Raw genomic sequence first — 23,314 nt, forward strand, 5'->3', positions numbered from 1 at the left:
GGATAGATAAAAAATCAGAAACGATTTTTTAAATATGATATAATACGATATGTTATAATAATATAAAACATTACTAGGAGTAGCATATAGGAGGATATTGATGATTAGTGCAGAGGAACAATTACGAATTATTAAGCATGGAGTATCTGAGTTAATTCCAGAAGATGGATTTAAGAAAAAATTAGAAACTGCCGTACGAGAAAACAAGCCATTAATTATTAAATTGGGGCTAGATCCAACTGCACCAGATATTCACTTAGGTCATACAGTGGTACTTCGTAAATTAAAAGTCTTTCAAGATTTAGGACATCAAATTGTTATTTTGATTGGTGATTTTACAGCTCGCATTGGTGATCCTACTGGTAAAAGCGTAACTCGTCCACCGTTGAGTGCTGAGGATGTGGAGCGTAATGCGGCTACCTATAAAGAACAAATCTTTCGTATCTTAGATCCCAATAAAACTATTGTACGTTATAATAGTGAGTGGCTTAGCACTCTTAGTTTCGAAGATGTATTGAAATTAGCTGGCAAATATACTGTGGCACGTATGTTGGAACGGGAGGATTTTCATAAACGATATACAGAGGGACGACCTATTGGCGTTCATGAATTTATGTATCCACTCATGCAAGGCTATGATTCAGTGTCCTTACAGGCGGATGTAGAGTTTGGTGGTACTGATCAAACTTTTAATCTATTAATGGGACGCCATTTACAAGAAGAATATGGACAAGAGCCTCAAACGATTATTACTATGCCTATTTTAGAAGGCCTTGATGGCGTTCAAAAAATGAGTAAATCATTAGGTAACTACATTGGTATTTCTGAAGCACCTAATGACATGTATGGCAAAGCTATGTCAATTCCAGATGAATTGATGGAACGATACATTACATTTGTATCGGCCTATTCGATTGATGAGCAAGATGCATTCATCCAGGATATTAAAACAGGCGCTATCCATCCACGTGATGCAAAAATGAAGTTAGCTCATCATATTGTATCTTTATATCATGGAAGTGAAGCAGCTGATGGGGCGCAAGAACAATTTGTTACAGTATTCCAAAAACGGGCATTACCTTCGGATATACCAGAGCATAGTATGGCAATAACGACAGAACCTACTTTTATACCACAATTTTTAACAGACGTAGGATTGACTGCAAGTAATGGAGAAGCTCGTCGTTCTATTAAGGCGGGTGCTTTTAAAATCAATGGTGAAAAATGTAATCTTGAAAATGTCCAATTAGAAGACGGTATGATTTTGCAAGTAGGTAAGAGAAAATTTATAAAAATTGTATTTGAAAACTAATCTTAAGTAATAACCTTATAGTATATGGATATGCATAATAGTATATAGATTTTTAATAATATACAGATTTTTGAAAATAATCTCCTCATTTTGGTGTGAGGAGATTATTTTTTATGTACTATAGGTATGACTCATTATTTAATTATATTGAAAGTGGGAGAATTAAAAAAATATTATAGGGTGCCATGAAGTTGTTTTGCAATTTATTACTGTGATTTGAAACGTTTTAGATTCGTCAATCTTTTTAGAGTTCCCTATTGTAGAGACAATAAAATGATAGGGGAAAATCAGTCGGCTATAATGCAACGAACAGCTTAGTACATTAGTGTTATATAGTAGAAATAAACATAGTATGTAGGATATATCTATTGGAATATATAGTGTTGACATAAAAACAAATGTGCTATACTATATAAATATAAAATTAGAATTATGATATTCTATTATAAATTATATCTAGCATTAATCAGGGAGGTTCTCTTATGAATCGTGAGACAGCGTATGTACTTTGGTTTGATGAATTGAAACGTGAAGATGTAGCATTAGTTGGCGGTAAATCATCTTCATTAGGTGAATTGACATCATCTACAGGTGTGCCAGTTCCATATGGGTTTGCTACCACTGCATATGGATATCGTCAGTTTATGAAAGAAACTGGAGTAGAAGCCAAGATTCGTGAAGCTCTTGATGGACTAGATGATGTAGAAAATTCTGCACTTTTACGTGAAGTGTGTGCTCATATTCGCAAGATGATTTGTGAAGCAGAAATGCCAGAAGACTTGGCAAAAGCAATTCGTGATGCCTATCAACAGTTGGCAAAGCAAGTGGGTGAAGACGATCCATTTGTTGCTGTACGATCTAGTGCTACTGCAGAAGATTTGCCAGATGCTAGTTTTGCAGGGCAACAAGATACATATTTAAATGTACATGGGGCAGATGTAGTCATTCAAAAAGTTAAAGAATGTTATGCCTCTACATTTACTGACCGTGCTACGTATTATCGAGTTAAACAAGGATTTGACCATATGACCGTTGCTTTGAGTGCAGCTATACAAATGATGGTATTTTCTAAAGCGGCAGGAGTTATGTTTACCGTTGATTTAGTGACAGGTAATGATAAACAAATTACGATTGAAGGATCTTATGGACTTGGAGAATATGTAGTTGGTGGTACTGTTACACCAGATAACTTTACTGTCGATAAAGATAAAATGGAAATTACCAATCGTATTATTAATGATAAAAATATACGTCTTGTTCGTAAACCAGATGGTGATTGCATTGAAGAAACTGTACCAGAGAAAGAAGCTCGTGTACAGGTTATTTCTGATGAACAGATTTTACAATTAGCAGATTATGCAAAACAAATTGAAAAGCATTATGGTTGCTATATGGATATGGAATGGGGAATTGATGAACGGGATGGAAAGTTATGGATACTACAAGCACGACCAGAAACCGTATGGTCCCGTAAATCTGACAAAAAAACAGAGGAAAAGAAAGTAGAAACGCAAGAAAGTACTACTAATCGTACTATTTTAGTTAAGGGACTACCTGCTAGTCCAGGTCTTGCAGCTGGCAAAGCACATGTTATTATTAATCCAGATGACATTGCGGACTTTAAAGAAGGAGAGGTTTTAGTTACTACGATGACTGCTCCAGATTGGGTACCAGCTATGAAGAAAGCGAAAGCAATTGTTACTGATGCAGGTGGTATGACATGTCATGCATCCATCGTAGGCCGTGAACTGGGGATACCTTGTATCGTAGGTACTAAGAGTCGTAGCCAAGAAGGCACAAAATCTATAAAAAATGGACAAATGATAACTGTTGATTCCACTAATGGGATTGTTTATGAAGGTGTCTTAGAAGATGTTACTAAAAAACGAGAAGTAGCAACCGCTAGCACTGCTGAATATATTCCTGTAACGGGTACTAAAATTTATATGAATTTAGGCGATCCAGATTTAGCTGATACGTATAGCCAATTACCTTGTGACGGTATTGGTTTAATGCGTGAAGAATTTATTTGGACTACATTTATCCATGAACATCCACTACATTTAATTGAGACAGGGCGAAGTGAGTTTGCTGTCAATACATTGGCTGAAGGCATGAGAAAGGTAGCACAAGCATTAGCTCCACGACAAGTTGTTGTTCGTTTAAGTGATTTTAAATCTAGTGAATATAGAGATTTAAAAGGTGGCGATGTATTTGAACCGCATGAATCAAGCGCATTACTAGGATGGAGAGGTGCTTCTCGCTATTATGACCCTAAATATACGCCAGCTTTTAAATTAGAATTACAAGCTATTAAAAAGGTTCGTGAAGAATTTGGATTAAAGAATCTTCAAGTTATGATCCCATTCTGTCGTACGGTTAAAGAAGCAGAAGAGGTTACGACGTTAATGGCGCAAGAGGGACTAGTTCGTAGTGCTGATTTTAAAATTTGGTTAATGGCTGAGATTCCAGCAAATATCATTTTAGCTGACCAATTCAATAAATATGTTGATGGATATTCTATTGGATCTAATGATTTAACTATGCTTGTTCTTGGATGTGATCGGGACAATGAAATCGTTCAGCATGTATATGATGAAAGAAATTTGGCAGTTAAACGCGCTATTCGTCATTTAATTGAAGTGGCACACAAAGATGGAAAAACTGTTTCTATTTGTGGACAGGCACCAAGTGTATATCCAGAATTCTGTGAATTTTTAGTTAAGAGTGGTATTGATTCGATTTCTGTTAATCCCGATGCAGTAAAAAATACAAAAAAAATGGTAGCTCAATTAGAACAGAGATTAATGATGGACTCTTTAACTGGTCGTGGTCGTGTAGAAACTGAAGATTATACATGGTAACTACATATATAGTATAAAATAGTGCGTATTGTAGGTGTTTGCAATACGCATTATTTCTGTATATAGAATATAGATTTTATAGTGAGGAGGTGTCATATGGAGTTATCAAAGCGCCAAGAAAAAATATTAGATATTGTTCGTGATGAAGGGCCTATTACGGGAAATGCTATTGCTAAAAAGTTAGACGTAACTAGATCAGCATTACGTTCTGATTTATCCGTTCTTACTATGATTGGTATGCTAGATGCTAGACCAAAAGTAGGCTATTATTTTGTAGGAAAATCTCAAAATAACTTATTGGTAGATGCATTAAGTAAATATAAGGTGAGAGATGTACTTTCTCAAGCGGTAGTGGTTTCACAAGATATGAGTTTATATGATACTATTGTTACTATTTTTACAGAAGATGTAGGTACATTACTAGTTTGTGAAGATGGGTATTTAATTGGCATTGTATCGAGAAAAGATTTATTACGTGCTTCTATAGGACAGAATAATCAAACAACAGTTCCCGTTTCTATGATTATGACACCAGTTAGTAAAATTATAGTAGTATCGCCAACTGATACAGTAGTGGAAGCAGCACAAAAATTGATAGACTATGAAGTAGATTGCTTACCAGTGGTAGAAAAAGAAATGGAAGGCAATAAAAAGAAGTATAGAGTGATTGGTCGCATATCTAAAACTAATATTACTAAATTGTATTTGGAATGTAGTGTGCCCTATTAATGCTATATAATGTGCATATGATAGATACAAGACGATTCAAGTGGAGGTGCTTTATGGCAGGAAAAATAATTTATGCTATTTCAGATTCAATTGGCGAAACGGCTGAAGCTGTAGCAAGAGCTACGGCAAGTCAATATGATAAAGAACAGTTAGATATTATACGAGTACCGTATATCAGTGGAGAAGAACAAATTGATGCGGTCTTACAAGAGGCACAAGGTAATGAATGTGTAATTTGCCATACGATTGTATCGGTTAGTTTACGAAATTATTTACATGATAAAGCTGAAAAACTAGGGCTAGAAACTGTAGACATTATGGGCCCTGTCTTGAGAGCAGTAGGAACGATTGCAGAAACAAAGCCACGCTTAACGGCGGGGATGGTTCATAAACTGGATCAAGAGTATTTTAAGAAGGTAGAAGCTATTGAATTTGCTGTTAAATATGATGATGGTAAAAACCCAAGTGGCTTTGAAAAGGCGGATATTGTAATTATTGGGGTATCAAGAACTAGTAAAACCCCATTGTCTATGTATTTAGCATATAAAAAATATAAAGCTGCAAATTTGCCATTGGTGCCAGAAGTGCCGTTACCAGATGAGCTGTTTAGGATTCCACCTAAAAAGATTGTGGGGCTTATTATTGATCCATTTAAATTGAACAATATTCGTAGTGAGCGGTTAAAGGCTATTGGCTTAGAAGGAGAGGCTAATTATGCTTCAGTGGAAAGAATTGAGGAAGAATTAGCTTATGCTAAGGCGGTTATGCGTCGTGTTCATTGTCCTGTTTTGGATGTATCTAATAAATCTATTGAAGAAACAGCTGCTATGGTGATGCAAATTATTGATAGAAATAAAACTAATGAATCTAGAGATTAATGAAAAGGATGACTTGCTATAGTAATGGGGAGAGGTATCATTTTATGAGTGCTAAAAAATAGATTACTAGAAAGACAAACTTTATTTAAGACAGTAAATCTAATGGCGTTTTAGCTTTTTAAATCACATTTTCTCCACCGTTTAAAGTTCACTAAAAAGATAAAATGCCGATGGACCTAGACATTTTTAGTTCCATCGGACTTCAAAACAACACGTTTTGTCCTATAACTCTAAAACCTGGATAGATTTAGGTGTTTTCTAATTATATTGGTTAAAAAATAATATGTTTTGTCTCATCAGTGGCATTTTATGAAATAAAAAAAGCTTCTCCTAAGAGAAGCTTTTTTTAGAGTACATGTACTTGTTACTAATTTTACGCGCGTGTAATTTTATTAGAACGAAGACAACGAGTACATACGTTTACTTTTTTAGTTTCGCCGTCTACAATTGCTCGTACTCTTTGGATGTTTGGTTTCCAAGTTTTGCGTGTACGGATATGAGAGTGACTTACGTTCATACCGCTAGATGTGGATTTGCCACATACTTCACAAAGGTTAGCCATTAGTTACACCTCCAAGCATAATTTACAACATAACAAAATTATTTTATCATAAAGACTATCATAAAGCAAGAACTTTTATATTTTGTTCAATATCTATATTTTTGTTATACTAACTATATTCATATCGTATAGTATATCATATTTTTTAGGAGAATCCTATGAATGAATTATTACAGTCCATAAAAGGTGTTGGGCCTAAAAGGGAAAAACAATTACATCAATTAGGTATTCATTCTGTTACACAACTATTGAATTATTTTCCTAGAGCCTATGAAGATAGAAGCAAAATATATTCGATAAATCAACTAGTTAGTGGCGATCTAGCGACTATAGTAGGTAAGGTAATAGCAGTTCAAGAAAAGAAACCACGTCCGCGATTATCTATTTTAGAAATAACTGTGTCTGATGGGACTGGTACTGTTAGATTTGTTTTATTTAATCAAGGCTATAAGAAAAATTTTTATAAAAAAGGCGATCTCCTATGCGGTTACGGCAAGGTAGAAAAGGGATATGGTTGTTGGCAAATTAATTCGCCACATATAGAACAATTACGCAAAGGTGTTACACCTGAACTCGGCATAATCCCCATATATCCACTAGTGGAAGGTGTTAGCCAATTCATTATTAGACATACTATACATGAATGGTTCTCTAGTCACAGCCAGCTTACTGAAATTATCCCTATGAGTATACGCAATAGCAGAAAATTTCTTCCGAGATATGAAGCATTGAAAGAAATACATTTTCCCTCATCAGTAGAAGCATATGAACTAGCTAGAAAACAATTAGCCTATGAAGAATTATTTATTATGCAATCTGGATTAGCCTTATTACGATATAAACAACAAGTGCATGAAGGATTGTCAATGGCTAATGATGGTATATTAATGGAGCAGTTTAAAAATAGTTTACCATTTCGTTTAACGAATGACCAACTCCGTGCTATACAGGATATCTCTTCTGATATGCAAAGTGATAAGCCAATGCAACGGTTAGTACAAGGCGATGTGGGATCTGGAAAAACCGTTGTGGCTGTATTAGCTTTATTAAAGGCTGTAGAAAATGGTTATCAAGGATGCTTAATGGCACCTACAGAAATTTTAGCACAACAACATTTTGATAGTATTTCTAGTATGTGTAAAAAGTTACCAGTTAGAATTGCCCTATTAACGGGGGCTCTAAAAGGTAAAGAACGAGAATACTTGTATGAACAAGTTTCAGAAGGAACGATTGATATTCTTATTGGTACTCATGCAGTTATACAGGAAACAGTAAAGTTTAAGTCATTGGGCATAGGTATTGTGGATGAACAGCATCGATTTGGGGTGGAACAACGAGCACTACTGCAAAGAAAAGGGCGATATCCACATGTTTTAATTATGAGTGCTACTCCGATTCCTAGGACGATGACTTTATCGATATATGGTGATTTAGATGTGAGCTTAATTAAAGAAATGCCTCCAGGCCGTAAACCAGTATTGACATATAAAGTTAATTCATCGTATAAAAAGCGATTATTAGCATTTTTTCGTAAAGAAATGTCATTAGGTCATCAAATTTATATAGTTTGTCCTTTAGTGGAGGAGTCGGAAAAACTTGATTTACAGGCAGCTGAAAATCTATATTTAGAACTTATCGAATATTTTGGCGATTCCATAGCTGTAGGCTTAGTACATGGACGTATGCCTGCTAGTGAAAAAGAAACTATTATGAGCCAATTTAAGAGCGGTGCTATTCAATTATTAGTATCCACTACTGTTATTGAGGTGGGTGTTAATGTGCCTAATGCAACAGTTATTTGTATTGAAGGGGCAGAACGATTTGGGTTGGCACAATTGCATCAATTAAGAGGGCGTGTAGGACGTGGTATTACTCAATCCTATTGTATATTAGTGAGCGATTCTACTAGTGAAGCGGCACAAGAACGATTACAGTTAATGACACATATCCAAGATGGATTTGAATTAGCTGAGCAAGACTTACTATTGCGTGGGTCTGGTCAATTATTTGGATTAGCACAATCTGGACTACCAGATTTGCGGATTGCTCATATCATTAAGGATATAGATATCTTAATAGAAGCACGACATGATGTAGATGATTATATAAAATCTGTTGGTATAGAATCGTTACGCACTTATGTAGACGATGAATTGAAAGAACGATTTGGTAGTAAATTTTTACGCATTCTCTATAGTTGATAGGAATAGTATTTTTTGTTATATACAGCATAATTTCATATCTATTTACCTATGCTTCGTGATAAGTTGTCAATAATAATTGAATTTACGATGCATTCTTTCATACTCAATGCTCAAATTAATGATGATGTAGATATAATCTATGTGGCCATAGTAGTCATAGAATCTAATCTACTTTGTTTTGTTTGAATAAGAAGTGACAATCTTAAGAGAAGATATGCTGCCATTTAATTTTCTAAATGGTGTACGATTCTAAAATGAAAGAGGGTAACTTTTACTAGAGTGTTCTCATATATAGGTATTATAGTGTTGTCATATAGAGGCATTATAGTGTTGTCATATAGAGGCATTATGACGTATAATTAAGTAATAGAAATTCACTATTTCGGTTTTATGATGGAGGTAATGATTATGCCAATGATTCATGTAGAGCTTGTTGAAGGTCGTACAAAAGAACAGAAAAAAGAATTAGCTAGTGCAATTACAAAAGCTACAGTTGATATTATCGGTGTGCCTATGGAAGCGGTAAAAGTCATGTTTGTTGATTTAAAGGCAGATGAATTTATGGAAGGTGGCGTTCTTCGTTCCGAACGATAAAACGACATACTAGAACGGATTGTATTATATTAGCAATACATATAGTAGGCTTTAGTAGGTTTGTGATGGTTAATATACTTTAGTACGCTACTGCTTAGAAAGGATATATACCATGAGAGATGATAAATTCGGTTTACGAGGACTTACTTTTGATGATGTGTTATTAGTGCCAGCTGCATCTGATGTATTACCTCATGAGGTAGAATTAGGAACACAATTGACAGAAACTATTCATTTGAACATTCCTATGATTAGTTCTGGTATGGATACGGTTACAGAGTCAAAGATGGCTATTGCCATGGCTAGACAAGGTGGATTAGGCGTTATTCATAAAAATATGACCATTGAAGAACAAGCTGGTGAAGTAGATAAAGTAAAACGATCTGAGCATGGTATTATTGTTGATCCTATTTATTTAAGTCCTCAAAATTTGCTTTCAGAAGCAGAAAATCTGATGAGCAAATATGCTATTTCTGGCATCCCTATTACAGAACATGGCAAGTTAGTAGGCATTATTACCAATCGTGATATGAGATTTGAAAGTGATTTATCTAAGATGATTGGCGATTGCATGACTAGAGAACATTTAGTAACAGCACCTGTAGGAACATCATTAGAAACGGCTAAAGAATTATTAAGACAACATCGGATTGAAAAACTACCTCTTGTTGATAGTCAAGGTATGTTGAAGGGCTTAATTACAATTAAAGATATTGAAAAGGCTACTAAATATCCTAATTCAGCAAAAGATAGTGATGGTCGATTATTAGTTGGCGCAGCGGTGGGTGTTAGTAAAGATTTATATGATCGCATGGATGCATTGGTAGCTGCTAATGTGGATGTGATTATTGTAGATACAGCACATGGACATTCAGCAGGTGTGTTACGTACATTGAAGGATATAAAGGCGACTTATCCACATATGCCTGTTATTGCAGGTAATGTGGCAACAGCATCAGGAACGGAAGCTTTAATTGAAGCTGGGGCAGATGCTGTTAAGGTCGGTATTGGACCTGGTTCCATTTGTACGACACGGATTATTGCGGGAATTGGTGTACCACAAATTACTGCTGTATATGAAGCAGCTAAAATTGGTAGACGTTATGGAGTACCAATTATTGCTGATGGGGGCATTAAATATTCAGGTGATATTGCTAAAGCGATTGCTGCAGGTGCTAATTGCGTTATGATGGGGAATATTCTAGCTGGTACTGAAGAAAGTCCAGGAGAAACTGTTATCTATCAAGGACGTAGTTATAAAGTATATCGTGGCATGGGTAGTTTAGGAGCTATGAAGTTAGGCAGTAAAGATCGTTATTTTCAATCAGAAGCCAAGAAATTGGTACCAGAAGGTATTGAAGGACGTGTTCCTTATAAAGGCACATTGGCAGATACTATATTCCAAATGGTTGGTGGGTTGCGTGCTAGCATGGGATATTGTGGATGCCATACAATAGAAGAAATGATTGAAAATACACAATTTATTCAAATTACAGCAGCAGGGCTTAAAGAAAGTCATCCACATGATGTTAATATTACAGTGGAAGCGCCTAATTATAGTTGCTAATATATGAGGTGTGAGAATTTGCGTAATCAATTAAAGGTATTATCTATACCTATTGATGCAGTTACCATGGGTGAATCTGTAGAACGGATTTATGGATTCATGAAGCAGCCGGGGCTACATATTGTAGCCACGGCAAATGCTGAAATGGTAATGTTAGCTAGAGAAGATGAAGAATTAAAGAATATATTAAATCAGGCGAGTTTAGTGGTGCCAGATGGTGCAGGTGTATTATGGGCGGCTGAACAAAAAGGAGAACATTTCCCGGAACGTGTAACAGGGATTGATTTGACTCGTCGATTATTTAAAATGGCAGCTACTAAAAATACACCTATTTATTGCCTAGGCGCTGCTGATGGTGTTGCTCAACAAGCAGTAGATAATTTACAGCGGGAAGTGGGACCACTCAATATAGTGGGCATACATTCCGGCTTTTTTAATGCTGATGAAGAAAAAAATATTATCAAGACGATTCAAGATGGGGGAGCTAAATTGATTTTTGTTGCTTTAGGTGTGCCAAAGCAAGAAAAATGGATTGCTCAACGGTTATCACAGCTTGATGGTGTAGTAGCTATGGGAGTTGGAGGTTCTTTTGATGTATTGGCAGGTAATATACCTAGAGCACCTCAATGGATGCAACGTCACCGATTAGAGTGGTTATATCGATTGTATCTAGAACCAAAACGAATTACTCGCATGGTTGCGTTACCTAAGTTTATGTTTGCGGTAAAAACTAATAAAAACTAGGAGGGAGATACACTATGCCAACAGGGCGTATTGTAAAAGATGGATTTGTATTGATAGGAGCTATGTTCATTTTGGCTATTATCATATGGAATGTAGCTAGTTCATCTATATTAAAATTTTTAGCAATTATTCCATTTGTGCTGGCATGTTTCTTTCTATATTTTTTTAGAAACCCTAAACGTACGATTCCTAAAGGTGAAAATCTTATTTTGTCGCCAGCAGATGGCAAAGTTATGGATATTTCTGAAGTTTATGAGGATTTATTCCTTAACAGAAAAGTAAAAAAAGTGACTATATTTCTTTCTGTATTTGATGTTCATGTTAATCGAGCACCAATTGAAGGAGAAATTACTTTTAGACAATATACATGTGGCGGATTTTTACCTGCCTATAAAAAAGAAGTAGGATTTGAGAATGAACGTCATACTATTTGTATTGACAATGGAAAAATAGAAGTATTAGTTACTCAAATTGCGGGATTATTAGCTAGAAGAATTATTTCATGGACAGACTTAGGATCTCATTTAGAAAAAGGACAGTTATATGGAATGATTAAGTTTGGATCGTGTACAGAAATATGTATGCCTACGGATGTGGAAATACTGGTAAAAAAAGGACAACATATTTCTGGAGGAGATACTGTGATTGGGAGGTTGCCAAGTCATGAATAGATCGATATTTCCGTGCATAGCCACAAGCTCTAATTTGGCCTTTGGTGTCATAGGAATTACTATGTCCGCTAAGGGATATTATGAAGGGGCGGCTATTTGCGTATTATTATCTTTGTTAGCAGATGCTCTAGATGGAAGAATTGCAAGAGCCTTAGGTGTAGCAGGTCCTCTGGGGCGTGAGCTAGATTCATTAGCAGATGTAGTGGGATTTGGTGTTTCTCCAGCATTTTTGTTGTTTTCTAAAGAATTGTTTGGCATGGGCTGGTTATCATATGTGCCGTTATTGGCCTTTGCCGTATGTGGTGCATTCCGATTAGCACGATTTAATATTATGACAGAAGAAGTACACGGATATTTTCAAGGGTTACCTATTCCAGCAGCAGGATGTATGGTAGCAACATATGTTTTATGTGGAGTTAGTGTATCACCGATTATTGTGCTAATTGCCATGATAGTTGTAGGCTATTTGATGGTGAGCAATGTGCATTATCCAGACTTTAAAGGTAAAAGTGCAGATGTTATGCATAAGATTGCTATAGGAATTGTAGTACTTTTATTTATTATTGGAATGATACTTAATTGGCATGCATGGGCTGTTTTGATATTTGTTTTGTATGCACTATTTGGTATACTTAATACACTTTTCAATAGATTCAAATAGAGTGGAGGAAATTAAATGGATTACTATTTAGATCTATTGTTAATTCCTATCCAAATAATTATTTTCATATATACTATATATCTATTGATTTTAATGTTTGTAGGTTTATGGAAACATAAAGAAGTTAAAATATATGCTCCTAAAAACCGTTTTGCTATTATTATTTGTGCGCATAATGAAGCGTGTGTTATTGCTTCACTTATCGATAACTTGAAACTACAAGAATATCCTAAGGAGTTGTTTGATATTTTTGTAGTGGCAGATAATTGTACTGATAACACAAAGTTAGTAGCAGAACAAGCCGGGGCCATCGTATATGAGAGAACAGATGCGAGGGCTAAAGGTAAGGGGTATGCCATGGGATGGATGTTTGATAGATTATTATCTATGGACACTAACTATGATGCATTTTGTATTTTTGATGCTGATAATTTAGTGCATCCTAAATTTTTACAAGAAATGAATTGGCATCTAGAAAAGGGAGAGCATATTATCCAAGGTTATTTAAATGCTAAAAATCCAGTGGATACATGGATTTCTGGATGCTTTTCAATCGCTTTTTGGATGGTCAATCATATGGTGCATTTAGCAAAATATCGATTAGGTTTATCTACTGCATTAGGCGGTACAGGGATGTGTTTTAGATCTGATATTGTACGAAAGTATGGCTGGGGTTGTACGAGTTTAACAGAAGATATGGAATACTCCATGAAAATGTTAACAAGAGGCATTCGTACATGTTGGGCTCATGATGCAATTATTTATGATGAAAAGGTATTAACTTTTGTGCAATCGTGGAATCAGCGATTGCGATGGGCACAAGGACAATTTGATTGTGCTGGACGATATATTCCTCAGTTATTCATAGCTGGTATACGACAACGAAATATTAAAATCCTGGATGGCATCATGCAAGTCAGTGGACCTTATTTTATGATGTTGTCTACCATTATGTTGTTGCTATCCCTAGTAAATACATATGTAGCACCTATTTATACGAGCCTTTGGCAACAAATTTTGCCAATGTCAGTGCTTTCTTTCATAGGCATTGCACAATATGTAGTTCCATTATTGATTCTATTACAAATAAAAGTGCCCTTTAAGATATATTTATATTACTTAATTTATCCTATTTTTGTATATTCATGGATGATTATTAATATTTTAGGGTTCTTTAGACGTCATAAAACAGAGTGGCATCATACAAAACATATTCGTGCTGTATCCATGTCAGATATTAAATTAACGCGCATGAATGATGTGGGAAACAAATAGAATATAAAGAGTCGCTATCATGTAAATACATAAAAAGGCGACTCTTTTTTAGGAGGTTATATGCATATTTTAATGACAAATGATGATGGTGTAGAGGCAAAAGGCTTGAGAGACTTGGCAGATTATTTGGCAAAGCGTCATCGAGTTACTGTTATAGCACCAGCCATGGAGCAGAGCGCTAAATCACATGCGTTAACAATTGATAATCCCATACATATGAAGAAAATTTTTACAGATAGGGATGCATTAAAGATTTACTCCCTTACAGGGACACCTACAGATTGTGCTAAATTTGCTTTATCGTACTATTTAATGGAAGATATGCCAGATTTATTTATATCAGGTATTAATCATGGATATAATTTAGGCTCTGATGCAATATACTCTGGGACTATAGGAGCAGCTATGGAGGGCCTTTTTTATGGCATTCCATCATTAGCATTATCTGTTGAAAAGTATAATGCAAATCATGTATCGACTTTATTTCCTTTTATAGAAACGTTTATTACTAAATTTTTTTTAGAACATGACTATAAGGGATTATTAAATGTTAATATTCCTTATAATGGACCATATGATTGGTCACGAGTTCGAATTGCATCACAAGGGTATCAAAAATATGTAAATATTATTGATCCTCGTATTGATACGCGAGGACGTAATTATTTTTGGGTTGCTGGTACGGTTGTTAAAGATTTTAGTGAAGAAGATAGTGATGTATATTATAGCAGAAATGATATGATTACAGTTGTACCTTTGACATGGGCACAAGAAGATATACAAGGCAAAAAAATATTGAAGGAAATTATAAAATATCCTTGACGATAAACTGAAAAATTGAGTATAATTATGAAGATGATTAATCGCATGGGCCTATAGCTCAGTGGTAGAGCAACCGGCTCATAACCGGTCGGTCCCTGGTTCGAACCCAGGTGGGCCCACCAGATACATTCTATATAATATACAAGATAGGATAGTTTAGTAGACATTTATATTGGTATTAGTTTTCTCTAATTCAATATAGATGTCTATCTTTGTTTATATCCACTAGAAAGAAAAAGGATATAAGTAGAACTTGAACTTTTATAGAATGGCGATTATTATAAGTGTGAAGTAAGTACTAGTTATGTGATGTATCTATTTGCTATAGAGTATCAGTCATAAAGAGGTGTACTGTGAAATTAACGAAGCGATTACAGGCTATATTAGATATTGTTCCACAAGCAGGTGTTATTGCCGATGTAGGAACTGATCATGGCTATCTGGCAGTAGCCATGATTAAGGAGAAAAAGGCCGGTCGGGTTATTGCTATTGATGTAAATGCAAGACCATTGGAGACGGCAAAACGATATATTGAGTCATGTCAGTTAACATCATATATTGAATGTAGATTAAGTAATGGTCTACAAAATACAAAGGTAGGAGAGCTAACAGGTGCCGTTATTTGTGGCATGGGTGGATTTTTAATGCGTGATATTATAAGAGAAGCACCAGAGTTATTAGACTTTTATGTAGTGCAACCACAAAATGGTCAAGCAGAATTACGGCAATATATGGTAGAAGAGGGCTACTGCATTATCAAAGAAATTATTATGTACGATATGGGAAAACTATATCAAGCATGGCTAGCTATAAAAAAAGATTTATTAGATCCTGCTAGTTTGGATAAAGATATATATGCCAATCTACCTAAAGACTCTATATTGTGGATGGTTGGAGCATTAGTGGCAGAAGAAAGGCCGCTTTTATGGAGACAATACATTGAAAATTTTATTCATCAGTATCAATCAGTATTAGAAAGTATGACCATTGCATTGCGCCGAACCAATAAATTTATAAAAACGCAACAGTGTATTAAGGAGCTGGAGGAATTATTATGAGTTTACTTGTAGAAGACGTCATTCAAGTAATGGAAACATGGGCGCCACTTTCCTTAGCAGAGTCATGGGATAATCCAGGATTGATGGTAGGCGATAGAAGAGAAACAGTTACAGGTATTCTGACAACTTTAGATGTAACAGAAGAGGCAGTTTCATATGCGATTAACCATGATATTAATATGATAATTAGTCATCATCCTCTTATTTTTAAAGGTCTAAAACATATTGATAAGACTACTTCCATCGGTAAATTGTTATATTCGCTTATTCAATCTAATATAGCTGTATATAGTGCGCATACTAATTTAGACATTGCGAAGGATGGACTTAATGATATGCTAGCTAGTAAACTAGGTTTGAAAGGTTCTTTAGGTTTCGTAAAAACAGGGTCTTCACCATTATATAAACTAGTTGTATATGCCCCTACATCTCATAGTGAATGTGTACGACGGGCGTTAGGCATAGCGGGAGCAGGTAGTATGGGGAATTATGCGGGTTGTTCATACAGTAGTGTTGGAGAAGGCCGATTTACACCTATTGAAGACGCGCATCCATTTATTGGAAAATTAGGGCAAATGGAAGTAGTAGAGGAAGAAAGGATTGAAACACTAGTACCGGGAAAGATACTTTCTAATGTGATACAGGCTATGTTAAAAGTACACCCCTATGAAGAAGTTGCTTATGATGTATTTCCTTTGAAAGAACCAGAAGCAGTGCATTATTTGGGGCGCCTAGGAGACTTGGAAATAGCGATGAATTATAAAGAGCTTATACAGTATGTGCAGCATGTCTTACCAAAAGCAAGAGTACGTGCAGGAGGGGTAAAAAAAGATGCAATTCAACGCATCGCTATTTGTTCTGGTAGTGGAGCAGAATTTATTACACAAGCAGCTATTAGAGGCGCTGATGCGTATATCACAGGTGATGTAAAGTATCATGATATGCAACTAGCAAAGGAATTGGGGATATTGGTTGTTGATGCAGGCCATTTTGGTACAGAAGAGTGTGTAGCTATAGGCATTGCTAGCTACATTTCTCCTCATATACACGAAATTGATTCCACTATTTCGATTATGCCCTATGAAGAACAACAAGATTTCTTTTTTGTTAAGAGTTAACCACAGAAACTAATATATATATTATTTTGTGGACAGTTGCTTTTCTATCGGTATTTGTGCTAGACTAAATAGAGCAAGTATGAAAGACGATTGCGAGCTATTATAGTTCGAGGAAAGTCCGAGCTCCATAGGGCAGGATGCCAGATAACGTCTGGCGAGGGTAACCTTAGGGAAAGTGCCATAGAAAAGAAGACCGCCATAAATATATGGTAAGGGTGGAACGGTGCGGTAAGAGCGCACCAGCAACTTGGTAACAAGTTTGGCTTGGTAAACCCCATCTGGAGCAAGGCCTAATAGAAAAGGGTTGAGGTGGCCCGCCGACCTTTCGGGTTGTGCCGCTTGAACGTATGGGTGACCATACGTCTAGAAAGATAATCGTCACTGTGTAAACAGAACAGAACTCGGCTTATTGATTGCTTGCCATAACCGCTTTTAGGGGCGGTTTTCTTATATGATAATCATTAATATAATGATAAGGAGTGTGCATGATGGCTTTCATTGAAATCACTAGTGTAGAAGAATTTAATCAAAAAGTATTGTTGCAAAATGGCTTATCTGTAGTATGTTTTTGGGCTGAATGGTGTGCTCCTTGTAAAGTAATGAGCCCTGAATTAGAACAACTAGCAATCGATTTGGATAAAGAAGCTACATTTTTTAGTGTTAATGCAGACCTTGTTAAGGAATTATGCTTAACGTATGACGTGGAAGGAATTCCTACGATACTACTATTTAAAGAAGGAAAAGAACTGGATCGTATAGCAGGATATAAGAAAGCTTCTGTATTAGAAGAATTAATTCACGAATTAAAAGGATAACATTGGTACATCATAAGTGAGATAGAATGATGTGTTTATGTATAGAAATTTATTGCTCAGTTGTAAGAATAGGTAACTATTACTTATATCTAGGATAGTCTAATCTCATTACAAGATGTATTACATTGTATGACATACAAAATACATGCCGTATAAAAGTTCAAATTAATTTGGCTTTTATACGGTTATTTTTAATAAATTGATATGTTTGATTTTATAAACTAAGGGTAAATTTTTTTTATAACTGACATATATTTATTCACGATAAAATAGATGTAAAACCTTATATTATCAAATTATTTTTCTAGAAATTTATAGATGCACATGGTATACTATGATTATGGAATATTTTTGTGATATGTATCCATGTTATTGATTATATATTTTATAAATGCAAAGTGTAAGATTATTAATAAGGGGGATAACTCCAGTGAAAGAACGTATGAATAGCTTATGGACACTCTTTCAAGAGCGTAAATTAAGTCGACGCACATTTGTTAAGTCATGTGTAGCGTTGACGGCTGTATTAGGTTTGCCACCAACCATGTTAGATACTGTTGTTAAGGCAGCAGAAACTAAAGAATTACCGACAGTGGTTTGGTTACATGGCCATGAATGTACAGGTTGTGATGAATCATTTATTCGTTCTACATCTCCATTTGCTTCTGATGTTATTTTAAATATGATTGCCTTAGAATATGATGATACATTGGCTGCCGCTTCTGGTGAACCATTAGAACATCATTTAAAAGAGATTGTTGCTAATAAATCTGGTAAATATATACTAGCAGTTGAAGGCGGTGTGCCTCTTGATGAAAATGGCGTGTACTGTTCTGTAGGAGGACGACCATTTGTAGAAGTTCTTAAAGAATGTGCAGCAGGGGCCTCTGCTATTATCGAATATGGCTCTTGTGCTGCATGGGGCGGGATTCAAGCAGCTAAACCAAATCCAACTAATACTGTATCAGTATCATCTGTTGTTTCTGGTGTACCTATTATTAAAGTGCCAGGTTGCCCTCCAATTCCAGAAGTCATGACAGGCGTTATTATGCATTATGCATTATTTGGTGAGATTCCACCGTTAGATATTCAAGGAAGACCAAAACAATTCTATGGTAATCGTATTCACGATACATGTTATCGTCGCGCCTTTTTTGATTCGGGATTATTTGTGGAAAAATTTGATGATGATGCATCAAAAGCGGGTTGGTGTTTATATAAAGTAGGTTGCCGAGGCCCAGAAACTTATAATTCTTGTGGTAATTTACGGTGGTGGAACGGACTTTCTTATCCTATTCAATCGGGACATGGTTGTATTGGTTGTTCTGAAAAAGATTTTTGGGATAATGATAATTTTTATAAACGATTACCAGATATTCCGATGGCCAATACAATCACTAATGCGGATACGGTAGGTACTATTGCTGGATTTGCAGCAACTGGGGCTGTTGTAGCACATGGCGCATTAACATTAGCAAAAAATAAATATGAAGATTTAAAAGAAGAAAAACGTTTAAAAGAAGCTGGCTTATGGAATGAAACGATGAATAAGAATAACCATCATGATGGAGGAAATGATTAATGAAGCGTGTTGTAGTAGACCCAATTTCTCGTATTGAAGGGCATTTGAGAGTAGAAATTAATGTAGACGAAACCACAGGTAAAGTGACTGATGCATTATCTAGTGGTACAGCTTGGCGTGGTATCGAATTAGTGGCTAAAAATCGAGACCCTCGTGATTTATGGGCGTTTGTGCAGAGAATTTGCGGAGTTTGTACATCTACCCATGCATTGGCTGCACTTCGAGCAGTAGAAGATGCGTTAGGTATTCAAATCCCTAAAAACGCCAATTACATTAGAAATATTATGCACAGTGCCCTAGAGGTGCATGACCATATTGTCCATTTTTATCACTTACATGCATTAGATTGGGTGAGTCCTATAGAAGCATTGGCAGCTGATCCTAGTAAAACAGCACAATTACAAGAGAATATATTAGCTACCTATAATGTATCAGGATTGGAACCTAAAGAGTATCAAGATGATACATCAGCATATCCGAAAGACTATCCTAAGGGATCTACACAGTATTTCTCGGCTATTCAAAATAAAATTAAAAAAATTGTTGATAGTGGTCAATTAGGAATTTTTTCTGCGCAGTGGTGGGATCATCCTGATTATAAATTGTTGCCACCAGAAGTGCATTTGATGGCCATATCTCATTATTTAAATATTTTAGATCAACAGCGTAATATCGTGACACCGCATGTTATATTTGGTGGTAAAAATCCGCATCCTCACTATATTGTAGGCGGTATGCCTTGTGCTATTTCCATGAATGATATGAATGCACCAGTTAATACACAACGATTGGCAGAAGTAGATAAATCTATTTCTTTAACGAGAAATTTAGTAGATAATTTTTATTTACCAGACGTGTTAGCAATCGGTAAAATATATGTACAAGCTGGTATGGTTGATGGAGGCGGTTTATCTAAAAAACGCGTTTTATCCTATGGCGGATATCCAGATGAACCATATACAGGCATTTCTAATGGTGATTACTTTAAAAAAGCTGTTTCTCGCTCTAATGGTGTAGTAGAAAACTTTGGTGCTGGTGTAGACCATGCTACGTTTATACCGTTAGAAGGTCAAGATTTAATGAATCCTGAATTTTTAAGTGAAGAAATTGAACATTCATGGTTTAATTATCCTGATGGAACGCAGTCTTTGCATCCTAGTGAAGGGATTACAGAAGCAAACTTCACAGGACCAAAAACAGGGACTAAAGAAAAATGGGAGTTTTTGGATGAAACTAAGAAATACTCTTGGATAAAATCACCAACTTTTAAAGGAAAGACCTGTGAAGTGGGGCCATTAGCAAAATATATTGTAGTATATACAAAAATAAAACAAGGTATTATTACACAACCAACATGGGCAGAATCTATGATTGTTCGTCAGATTGAAGCGGTGTCTAACATTCTTGGCGTGCCAGCACACGTATGGATGTGCTCTACTGTAGGTCGTACAGCTTGTCGCGCCCTAGATGCTCAAGTGGCGGCAACCATGAGTCGATATTTTTATAATAAATTGATTAAAAATATAAAATCAGGGGATGTAGCTGTAGCAGATATGACAAAATGGGATCCTAAAACTTGGCCAGAAGAAGCTAAAGGCGTTGGCGTATTAGATGCACCGCGCGGTGGATTAGGACATTGGGTTCATATTAAAAACGGGCGTACAGAAAACTATCAATGTATTGTTCCGTCAACATGGAATGCATGCCCAAGAACTATCGCTAATGAGCATGGTGCATATGAAGATACTATGATTGATACCCGTGTAAAAGTACTAGAAAAGCCATTAGAAATTTTAAAAGCTGTTCACTCATTTGACCCTTGTTTGGCATGTGCTACACATTTATATAACAAAGAGGGTAAAAAAATTGCGTCTGTTAATACAGATGCTTTGTGTAAATAAGGAGTGACATAACAATGCTAATTCATTCTGATAAAAAGGCCTATGTAGTTTTTAGTTTGTGGCTACGCATTTTTCATTGGCTAATGGTATTGAGCGTGACTGCATTATTCTGGACAGGTCTATATATTGGAGATCCTGGCTTTGCAGGTTTGATTGGTAAGGAACCAACTTTTGCAATCAATAACTGGTTTTCTATGGAAATGATACGACGTATCCATTTTATCGCTGGGTTTATTTTAACTTTTTCTTTTATTTTTAGAATTGCTGGTGCGATTAGAAACCGTGGCGATCGATTGATGCCTAAATTTAATCAAAAACTATATTGGCGCGGTTTACGAGAAACAACGATTCACTACTTAATGTTACCACAGAAGCATTATGATACATATTTGAGGAATTCTTTAGCTCGTACAAGTTATATGATGGTATATGTATTATTTTTCTTCGAGATAGTTACTGGATTTGCTATGTATGCTATGGTAGAACCTCATAGTTGGATTGCTGTTATATTTAACCCTATTAATGCTATGATTGGAGAATATCGAGTACACATTATTCACCATTATATTGCATGGATTTTCTTGTTGTTTACAGTTATTCATGTATATATGGCATTTCGTGAAGATGTTATGGAAGAGTCTGGTGAAGTATCAAGCATGGTAACTGGTATGAAATATTATGCGCATGACCCTATTGATATGCATGATATAGAGGATGAAGATGATGTTGCCAGAAAATAATACAATTACATTGTTAGGAGTCGGGAATATTTTATTAACAGACGAAGGCCTTGGCGTTCACGTTATTAATACATTGAAAGATAACTACTTTTTTACTCCAGCTATTAATATTATTGATGGTGGAACGATGGGAATGGAATTGTTATCCTATATGGATGGCATGAAGCGACTCATTTTAGTAGATGCTATTAATGGAGGAGAAGAACCAGGTACAGTGTATGAGTTTACACATCAAGAAGTAGAAAATTATTTTACAAAAAATATTTCTGCCCATGAAGTGGGAATACAAGATATTTTACGTATTCGTGCACTGCAAGAAGAACCATTAGAAGCAGCTACTGTAATAGGGGTAGAACCATTTTCCTTAGAAATCGGTCTCGAACCGTCTTCTGTAGTAGCAAAGGTATTACCCGAAGTGATTTCGCGAGTTATACATGTTTTAATGGAATGGGGCGTGGAGGTAAAAAAACGAGATGACTAATTCCTTATCAAATCTTCAAGCTGTTTTAAATGAGTTGAAAAATGCCATGAAAGATTTTCGTGAACAAGGCAATACGTATACTTTGTATGTAGAAAAAACGGGATTGAGTGAATCAGAACAAATAGAATTACTAGAAACACTGGGAAAAGGAAATATAACGATTCGTTTTGATGAAACGGATCAGCCTGTCGAATGGTTTGAAAGTGAGTTTTCTGGTATTTGGATTGGCATCTACAAAAATGGTAGAGATGATGCTATCGTTCACACTATCGAAGTCGGTCGCTATCCGGCTGTTGCTGGTGCATTTAATGAAGATATTATAGAAGCGGAAGAAGAACTACAAAAATATATTGATGCAGCTGATTTATAATATAGAGAAATTTGTATGGCATATTATAATTACCTTATTAAGAATTAGTTTATATATCTGTTTTCATATGATTAAGAGTATTTTTGTATAGGATCGACGATATAAGATAATAATTACATATAGTGAAAATAAAACACCTTCATCTACAAATGTAGTTGAAGGTGTTTTTGTTGTTCTTAGAGTTTACTATGAATATAGTATATAATTTTGGTCATTCATGATAGCTATGTAGATGAAAAATGGGATAGATGGAGTTTGTTTGTAATTTTATTATGAGTTTAGCTTAGTAGTTAATCTAGTATGTTAACGGCGATACTATTTATATATTAGAAGGAGGTATGTATTATAATATATAGCCGTAGATAG

The 23,314-nt window shown here is 35.5% G+C and carries 21 protein-coding genes, 1 tRNA gene and 1 other RNA gene; 22 read left to right on the forward strand and 1 reads right to left on the reverse strand.

The window, feature by feature from the left end:
* Window positions 1-100: 100 nt before the first annotated feature.
* The 4 genes from tyrS to P6940_RS00490 all read left to right on the forward strand — a co-directional run bounded on the left by tyrS (window position 101) and on the right by P6940_RS00490 (window position 5,783).
* On the forward strand, window positions 101-1,312 hold the full coding sequence (gene tyrS / locus P6940_RS00475) for a tyrosine--tRNA ligase (RefSeq protein ID WP_028257270.1): 1,212 nt from the start codon (window positions 101-103) through the stop codon (window positions 1,310-1,312).
* 482 nt (window positions 1,313-1,794) lie between these two features.
* Window positions 1,795-4,176, forward strand: a complete 2,382-nt coding sequence (gene ppsA / locus P6940_RS00480) for a phosphoenolpyruvate synthase (RefSeq protein ID WP_277288180.1) — start codon at window positions 1,795-1,797, stop codon at window positions 4,174-4,176.
* 96 nt (window positions 4,177-4,272) lie between these two features.
* The gene (locus P6940_RS00485) at window positions 4,273-4,905 is read left to right on the forward strand and encodes a helix-turn-helix transcriptional regulator (RefSeq protein WP_028257268.1); all 633 of its coding nucleotides are present in this window, start codon (window positions 4,273-4,275) and stop codon (window positions 4,903-4,905) included.
* 53 nt (window positions 4,906-4,958) lie between these two features.
* On the forward strand, window positions 4,959-5,783 hold the full coding sequence (locus tag P6940_RS00490) for a pyruvate, water dikinase regulatory protein (RefSeq protein WP_028257267.1): 825 nt from the start codon (window positions 4,959-4,961) through the stop codon (window positions 5,781-5,783).
* 373 nt (window positions 5,784-6,156) lie between these two features.
* On the opposite strand, the gene rpmB is transcribed toward P6940_RS00490, so the two are convergent.
* Window positions 6,157-6,345, reverse strand: coding sequence for a 50S ribosomal protein L28 (rpmB, locus tag P6940_RS00495; RefSeq protein WP_028257266.1), 189 nt, complete (start codon window positions 6,343-6,345; stop codon window positions 6,157-6,159).
* 158 nt (window positions 6,346-6,503) lie between these two features.
* Here rpmB and recG point away from each other — a divergent pair, with 158 nt between their 5' ends.
* From recG to P6940_RS00585, 18 genes are all read left to right on the forward strand, one after another.
* Window positions 6,504-8,546, forward strand: a complete 2,043-nt coding sequence (gene recG, locus P6940_RS00500; RefSeq protein ID WP_277292871.1) for an ATP-dependent DNA helicase RecG — start codon at window positions 6,504-6,506, stop codon at window positions 8,544-8,546.
* A 411-nt stretch (window positions 8,547-8,957) separates the two neighbouring features.
* On the forward strand, window positions 8,958-9,143 hold the full coding sequence (locus P6940_RS00505) for a 4-oxalocrotonate tautomerase (protein WP_028257264.1): 186 nt from the start codon (window positions 8,958-8,960) through the stop codon (window positions 9,141-9,143).
* A 112-nt stretch (window positions 9,144-9,255) separates the two neighbouring features.
* Window positions 9,256-10,710 carry an IMP dehydrogenase gene (gene guaB / locus P6940_RS00510; protein ID WP_277292872.1) on the forward strand — a complete coding sequence of 485 codons (1,455 nt, stop codon included), beginning with the start codon at window positions 9,256-9,258 and terminating at the stop codon, window positions 10,708-10,710.
* 66 nt (window positions 10,711-10,776) lie between these two features.
* Window positions 10,777-11,454: a WecB/TagA/CpsF family glycosyltransferase gene (locus P6940_RS00515; protein WP_423839089.1), complete on the forward strand. Its 678-nt coding sequence runs from the start codon at window positions 10,777-10,779 to the stop codon at window positions 11,452-11,454.
* Window positions 11,455-11,468: 14 nt separating this feature from the next.
* Window positions 11,469-12,125 (forward strand): phosphatidylserine decarboxylase family protein, encoded by a 657-nt coding sequence (locus tag P6940_RS00520; protein WP_028257261.1) that lies wholly within the window; start codon window positions 11,469-11,471, stop codon window positions 12,123-12,125.
* Complete coding sequence (pssA, locus tag P6940_RS00525; protein ID WP_277288470.1) at window positions 12,118-12,786, forward strand: CDP-diacylglycerol--serine O-phosphatidyltransferase; 669 nt, start codon at window positions 12,118-12,120, stop codon at window positions 12,784-12,786. The genes P6940_RS00520 and pssA overlap by 8 nt, the downstream gene beginning before the upstream one ends.
* 15 nt (window positions 12,787-12,801) lie before the next feature.
* Window positions 12,802-14,061 (forward strand): glycosyltransferase family 2 protein, encoded by a 1,260-nt coding sequence (locus P6940_RS00530; RefSeq protein WP_028257259.1) that lies wholly within the window; start codon window positions 12,802-12,804, stop codon window positions 14,059-14,061.
* A 60-nt stretch (window positions 14,062-14,121) separates the two neighbouring features.
* The gene (surE, locus tag P6940_RS00535; RefSeq protein ID WP_028257258.1) at window positions 14,122-14,883 is read left to right on the forward strand and encodes a 5'/3'-nucleotidase SurE; all 762 of its coding nucleotides are present in this window, start codon (window positions 14,122-14,124) and stop codon (window positions 14,881-14,883) included.
* A 47-nt stretch (window positions 14,884-14,930) separates the two neighbouring features.
* Window positions 14,931-15,005, forward strand: a tRNA-Ile gene (locus P6940_RS00540).
* Between the two features lie 231 nt (window positions 15,006-15,236).
* Entirely contained in the window at window positions 15,237-15,941 is a 705-nt protein-coding gene (locus tag P6940_RS00545; RefSeq protein ID WP_051211991.1) for a tRNA (adenine(22)-N(1))-methyltransferase, read from the forward strand.
* Entirely contained in the window at window positions 15,938-17,059 is a 1,122-nt protein-coding gene (locus tag P6940_RS00550) for a Nif3-like dinuclear metal center hexameric protein (protein ID WP_277292874.1), read from the forward strand. The genes P6940_RS00545 and P6940_RS00550 overlap by 4 nt, the downstream gene beginning before the upstream one ends.
* A gap of 74 nt (window positions 17,060-17,133) precedes the next feature.
* An RNA gene (gene rnpB / locus P6940_RS00555) (RNase P RNA component class A) lies at window positions 17,134-17,483 on the forward strand.
* Between the two features lie 61 nt (window positions 17,484-17,544).
* Window positions 17,545-17,874 (forward strand): thioredoxin family protein, encoded by a 330-nt coding sequence (locus P6940_RS00560; RefSeq protein ID WP_277292875.1) that lies wholly within the window; start codon window positions 17,545-17,547, stop codon window positions 17,872-17,874.
* Window positions 17,875-18,304: 430 nt separating this feature from the next.
* Window positions 18,305-19,456, forward strand: coding sequence for a hydrogenase small subunit (locus P6940_RS00565; RefSeq protein ID WP_028257254.1), 1,152 nt, complete (start codon window positions 18,305-18,307; stop codon window positions 19,454-19,456).
* Window positions 19,456-21,357, forward strand: coding sequence for a nickel-dependent hydrogenase large subunit (locus P6940_RS00570; protein ID WP_277292876.1), 1,902 nt, complete (start codon window positions 19,456-19,458; stop codon window positions 21,355-21,357). The genes P6940_RS00565 and P6940_RS00570 overlap by 1 nt, the downstream gene beginning before the upstream one ends.
* A 14-nt stretch (window positions 21,358-21,371) precedes the next feature.
* The gene (cybH, locus tag P6940_RS00575) at window positions 21,372-22,097 is read left to right on the forward strand and encodes a Ni/Fe-hydrogenase, b-type cytochrome subunit (protein ID WP_028257252.1); all 726 of its coding nucleotides are present in this window, start codon (window positions 21,372-21,374) and stop codon (window positions 22,095-22,097) included.
* A complete protein-coding gene (locus P6940_RS00580; protein ID WP_081658376.1) occupies window positions 22,081-22,578 on the forward strand; it encodes a HyaD/HybD family hydrogenase maturation endopeptidase in 498 nt (165 codons plus the stop codon). The genes cybH and P6940_RS00580 overlap by 17 nt, the downstream gene beginning before the upstream one ends.
* The gene (locus P6940_RS00585) at window positions 22,571-22,948 is read left to right on the forward strand and encodes a hydrogenase expression/formation C-terminal domain-containing protein (protein WP_028257250.1); all 378 of its coding nucleotides are present in this window, start codon (window positions 22,571-22,573) and stop codon (window positions 22,946-22,948) included. The genes P6940_RS00580 and P6940_RS00585 overlap by 8 nt, the downstream gene beginning before the upstream one ends.
* Window positions 22,949-23,314: the final 366 nt, after the last annotated feature.

Source organism: Veillonella montpellierensis (genome assembly GCF_947090115.1).
Classification (GTDB): domain Bacteria; phylum Bacillota; class Negativicutes; order Veillonellales; family Veillonellaceae; genus Veillonella; species Veillonella montpellierensis.

Coding starts and splice junctions, on each gene's coding strand:
- tyrS (WP_028257270.1), top strand. CDS start 101: ATGATTAGTGCAGAGGAACAATTACGAATTATTAAGCATGGAGTATCT.
- ppsA (WP_277288180.1), top strand. CDS start 1,795: ATGAATCGTGAGACAGCGTATGTACTTTGGTTTGATGAATTGAAACGT.
- P6940_RS00485 (WP_028257268.1), top strand. CDS start 4,273: ATGGAGTTATCAAAGCGCCAAGAAAAAATATTAGATATTGTTCGTGAT.
- P6940_RS00490 (WP_028257267.1), top strand. CDS start 4,959: ATGGCAGGAAAAATAATTTATGCTATTTCAGATTCAATTGGCGAAACG.
- rpmB (WP_028257266.1), bottom strand. CDS start 6,345: ATGGCTAACCTTTGTGAAGTATGTGGCAAATCCACATCTAGCGGTATG.
- recG (WP_277292871.1), top strand. CDS start 6,504: ATGAATGAATTATTACAGTCCATAAAAGGTGTTGGGCCTAAAAGGGAA.
- P6940_RS00505 (WP_028257264.1), top strand. CDS start 8,958: ATGCCAATGATTCATGTAGAGCTTGTTGAAGGTCGTACAAAAGAACAG.
- guaB (WP_277292872.1), top strand. CDS start 9,256: ATGAGAGATGATAAATTCGGTTTACGAGGACTTACTTTTGATGATGTG.
- P6940_RS00515 (WP_423839089.1), top strand. CDS start 10,777: ATGGGTGAATCTGTAGAACGGATTTATGGATTCATGAAGCAGCCGGGG.
- P6940_RS00520 (WP_028257261.1), top strand. CDS start 11,469: ATGCCAACAGGGCGTATTGTAAAAGATGGATTTGTATTGATAGGAGCT.
- pssA (WP_277288470.1), top strand. CDS start 12,118: ATGAATAGATCGATATTTCCGTGCATAGCCACAAGCTCTAATTTGGCC.
- P6940_RS00530 (WP_028257259.1), top strand. CDS start 12,802: ATGGATTACTATTTAGATCTATTGTTAATTCCTATCCAAATAATTATT.
- surE (WP_028257258.1), top strand. CDS start 14,122: ATGCATATTTTAATGACAAATGATGATGGTGTAGAGGCAAAAGGCTTG.
- P6940_RS00550 (WP_277292874.1), top strand. CDS start 15,938: ATGAGTTTACTTGTAGAAGACGTCATTCAAGTAATGGAAACATGGGCG.
- P6940_RS00560 (WP_277292875.1), top strand. CDS start 17,545: ATGATGGCTTTCATTGAAATCACTAGTGTAGAAGAATTTAATCAAAAA.
- P6940_RS00570 (WP_277292876.1), top strand. CDS start 19,456: ATGAAGCGTGTTGTAGTAGACCCAATTTCTCGTATTGAAGGGCATTTG.
- cybH (WP_028257252.1), top strand. CDS start 21,372: ATGCTAATTCATTCTGATAAAAAGGCCTATGTAGTTTTTAGTTTGTGG.
- P6940_RS00580 (WP_081658376.1), top strand. CDS start 22,081: ATGTTGCCAGAAAATAATACAATTACATTGTTAGGAGTCGGGAATATT.
- P6940_RS00585 (WP_028257250.1), top strand. CDS start 22,571: ATGACTAATTCCTTATCAAATCTTCAAGCTGTTTTAAATGAGTTGAAA.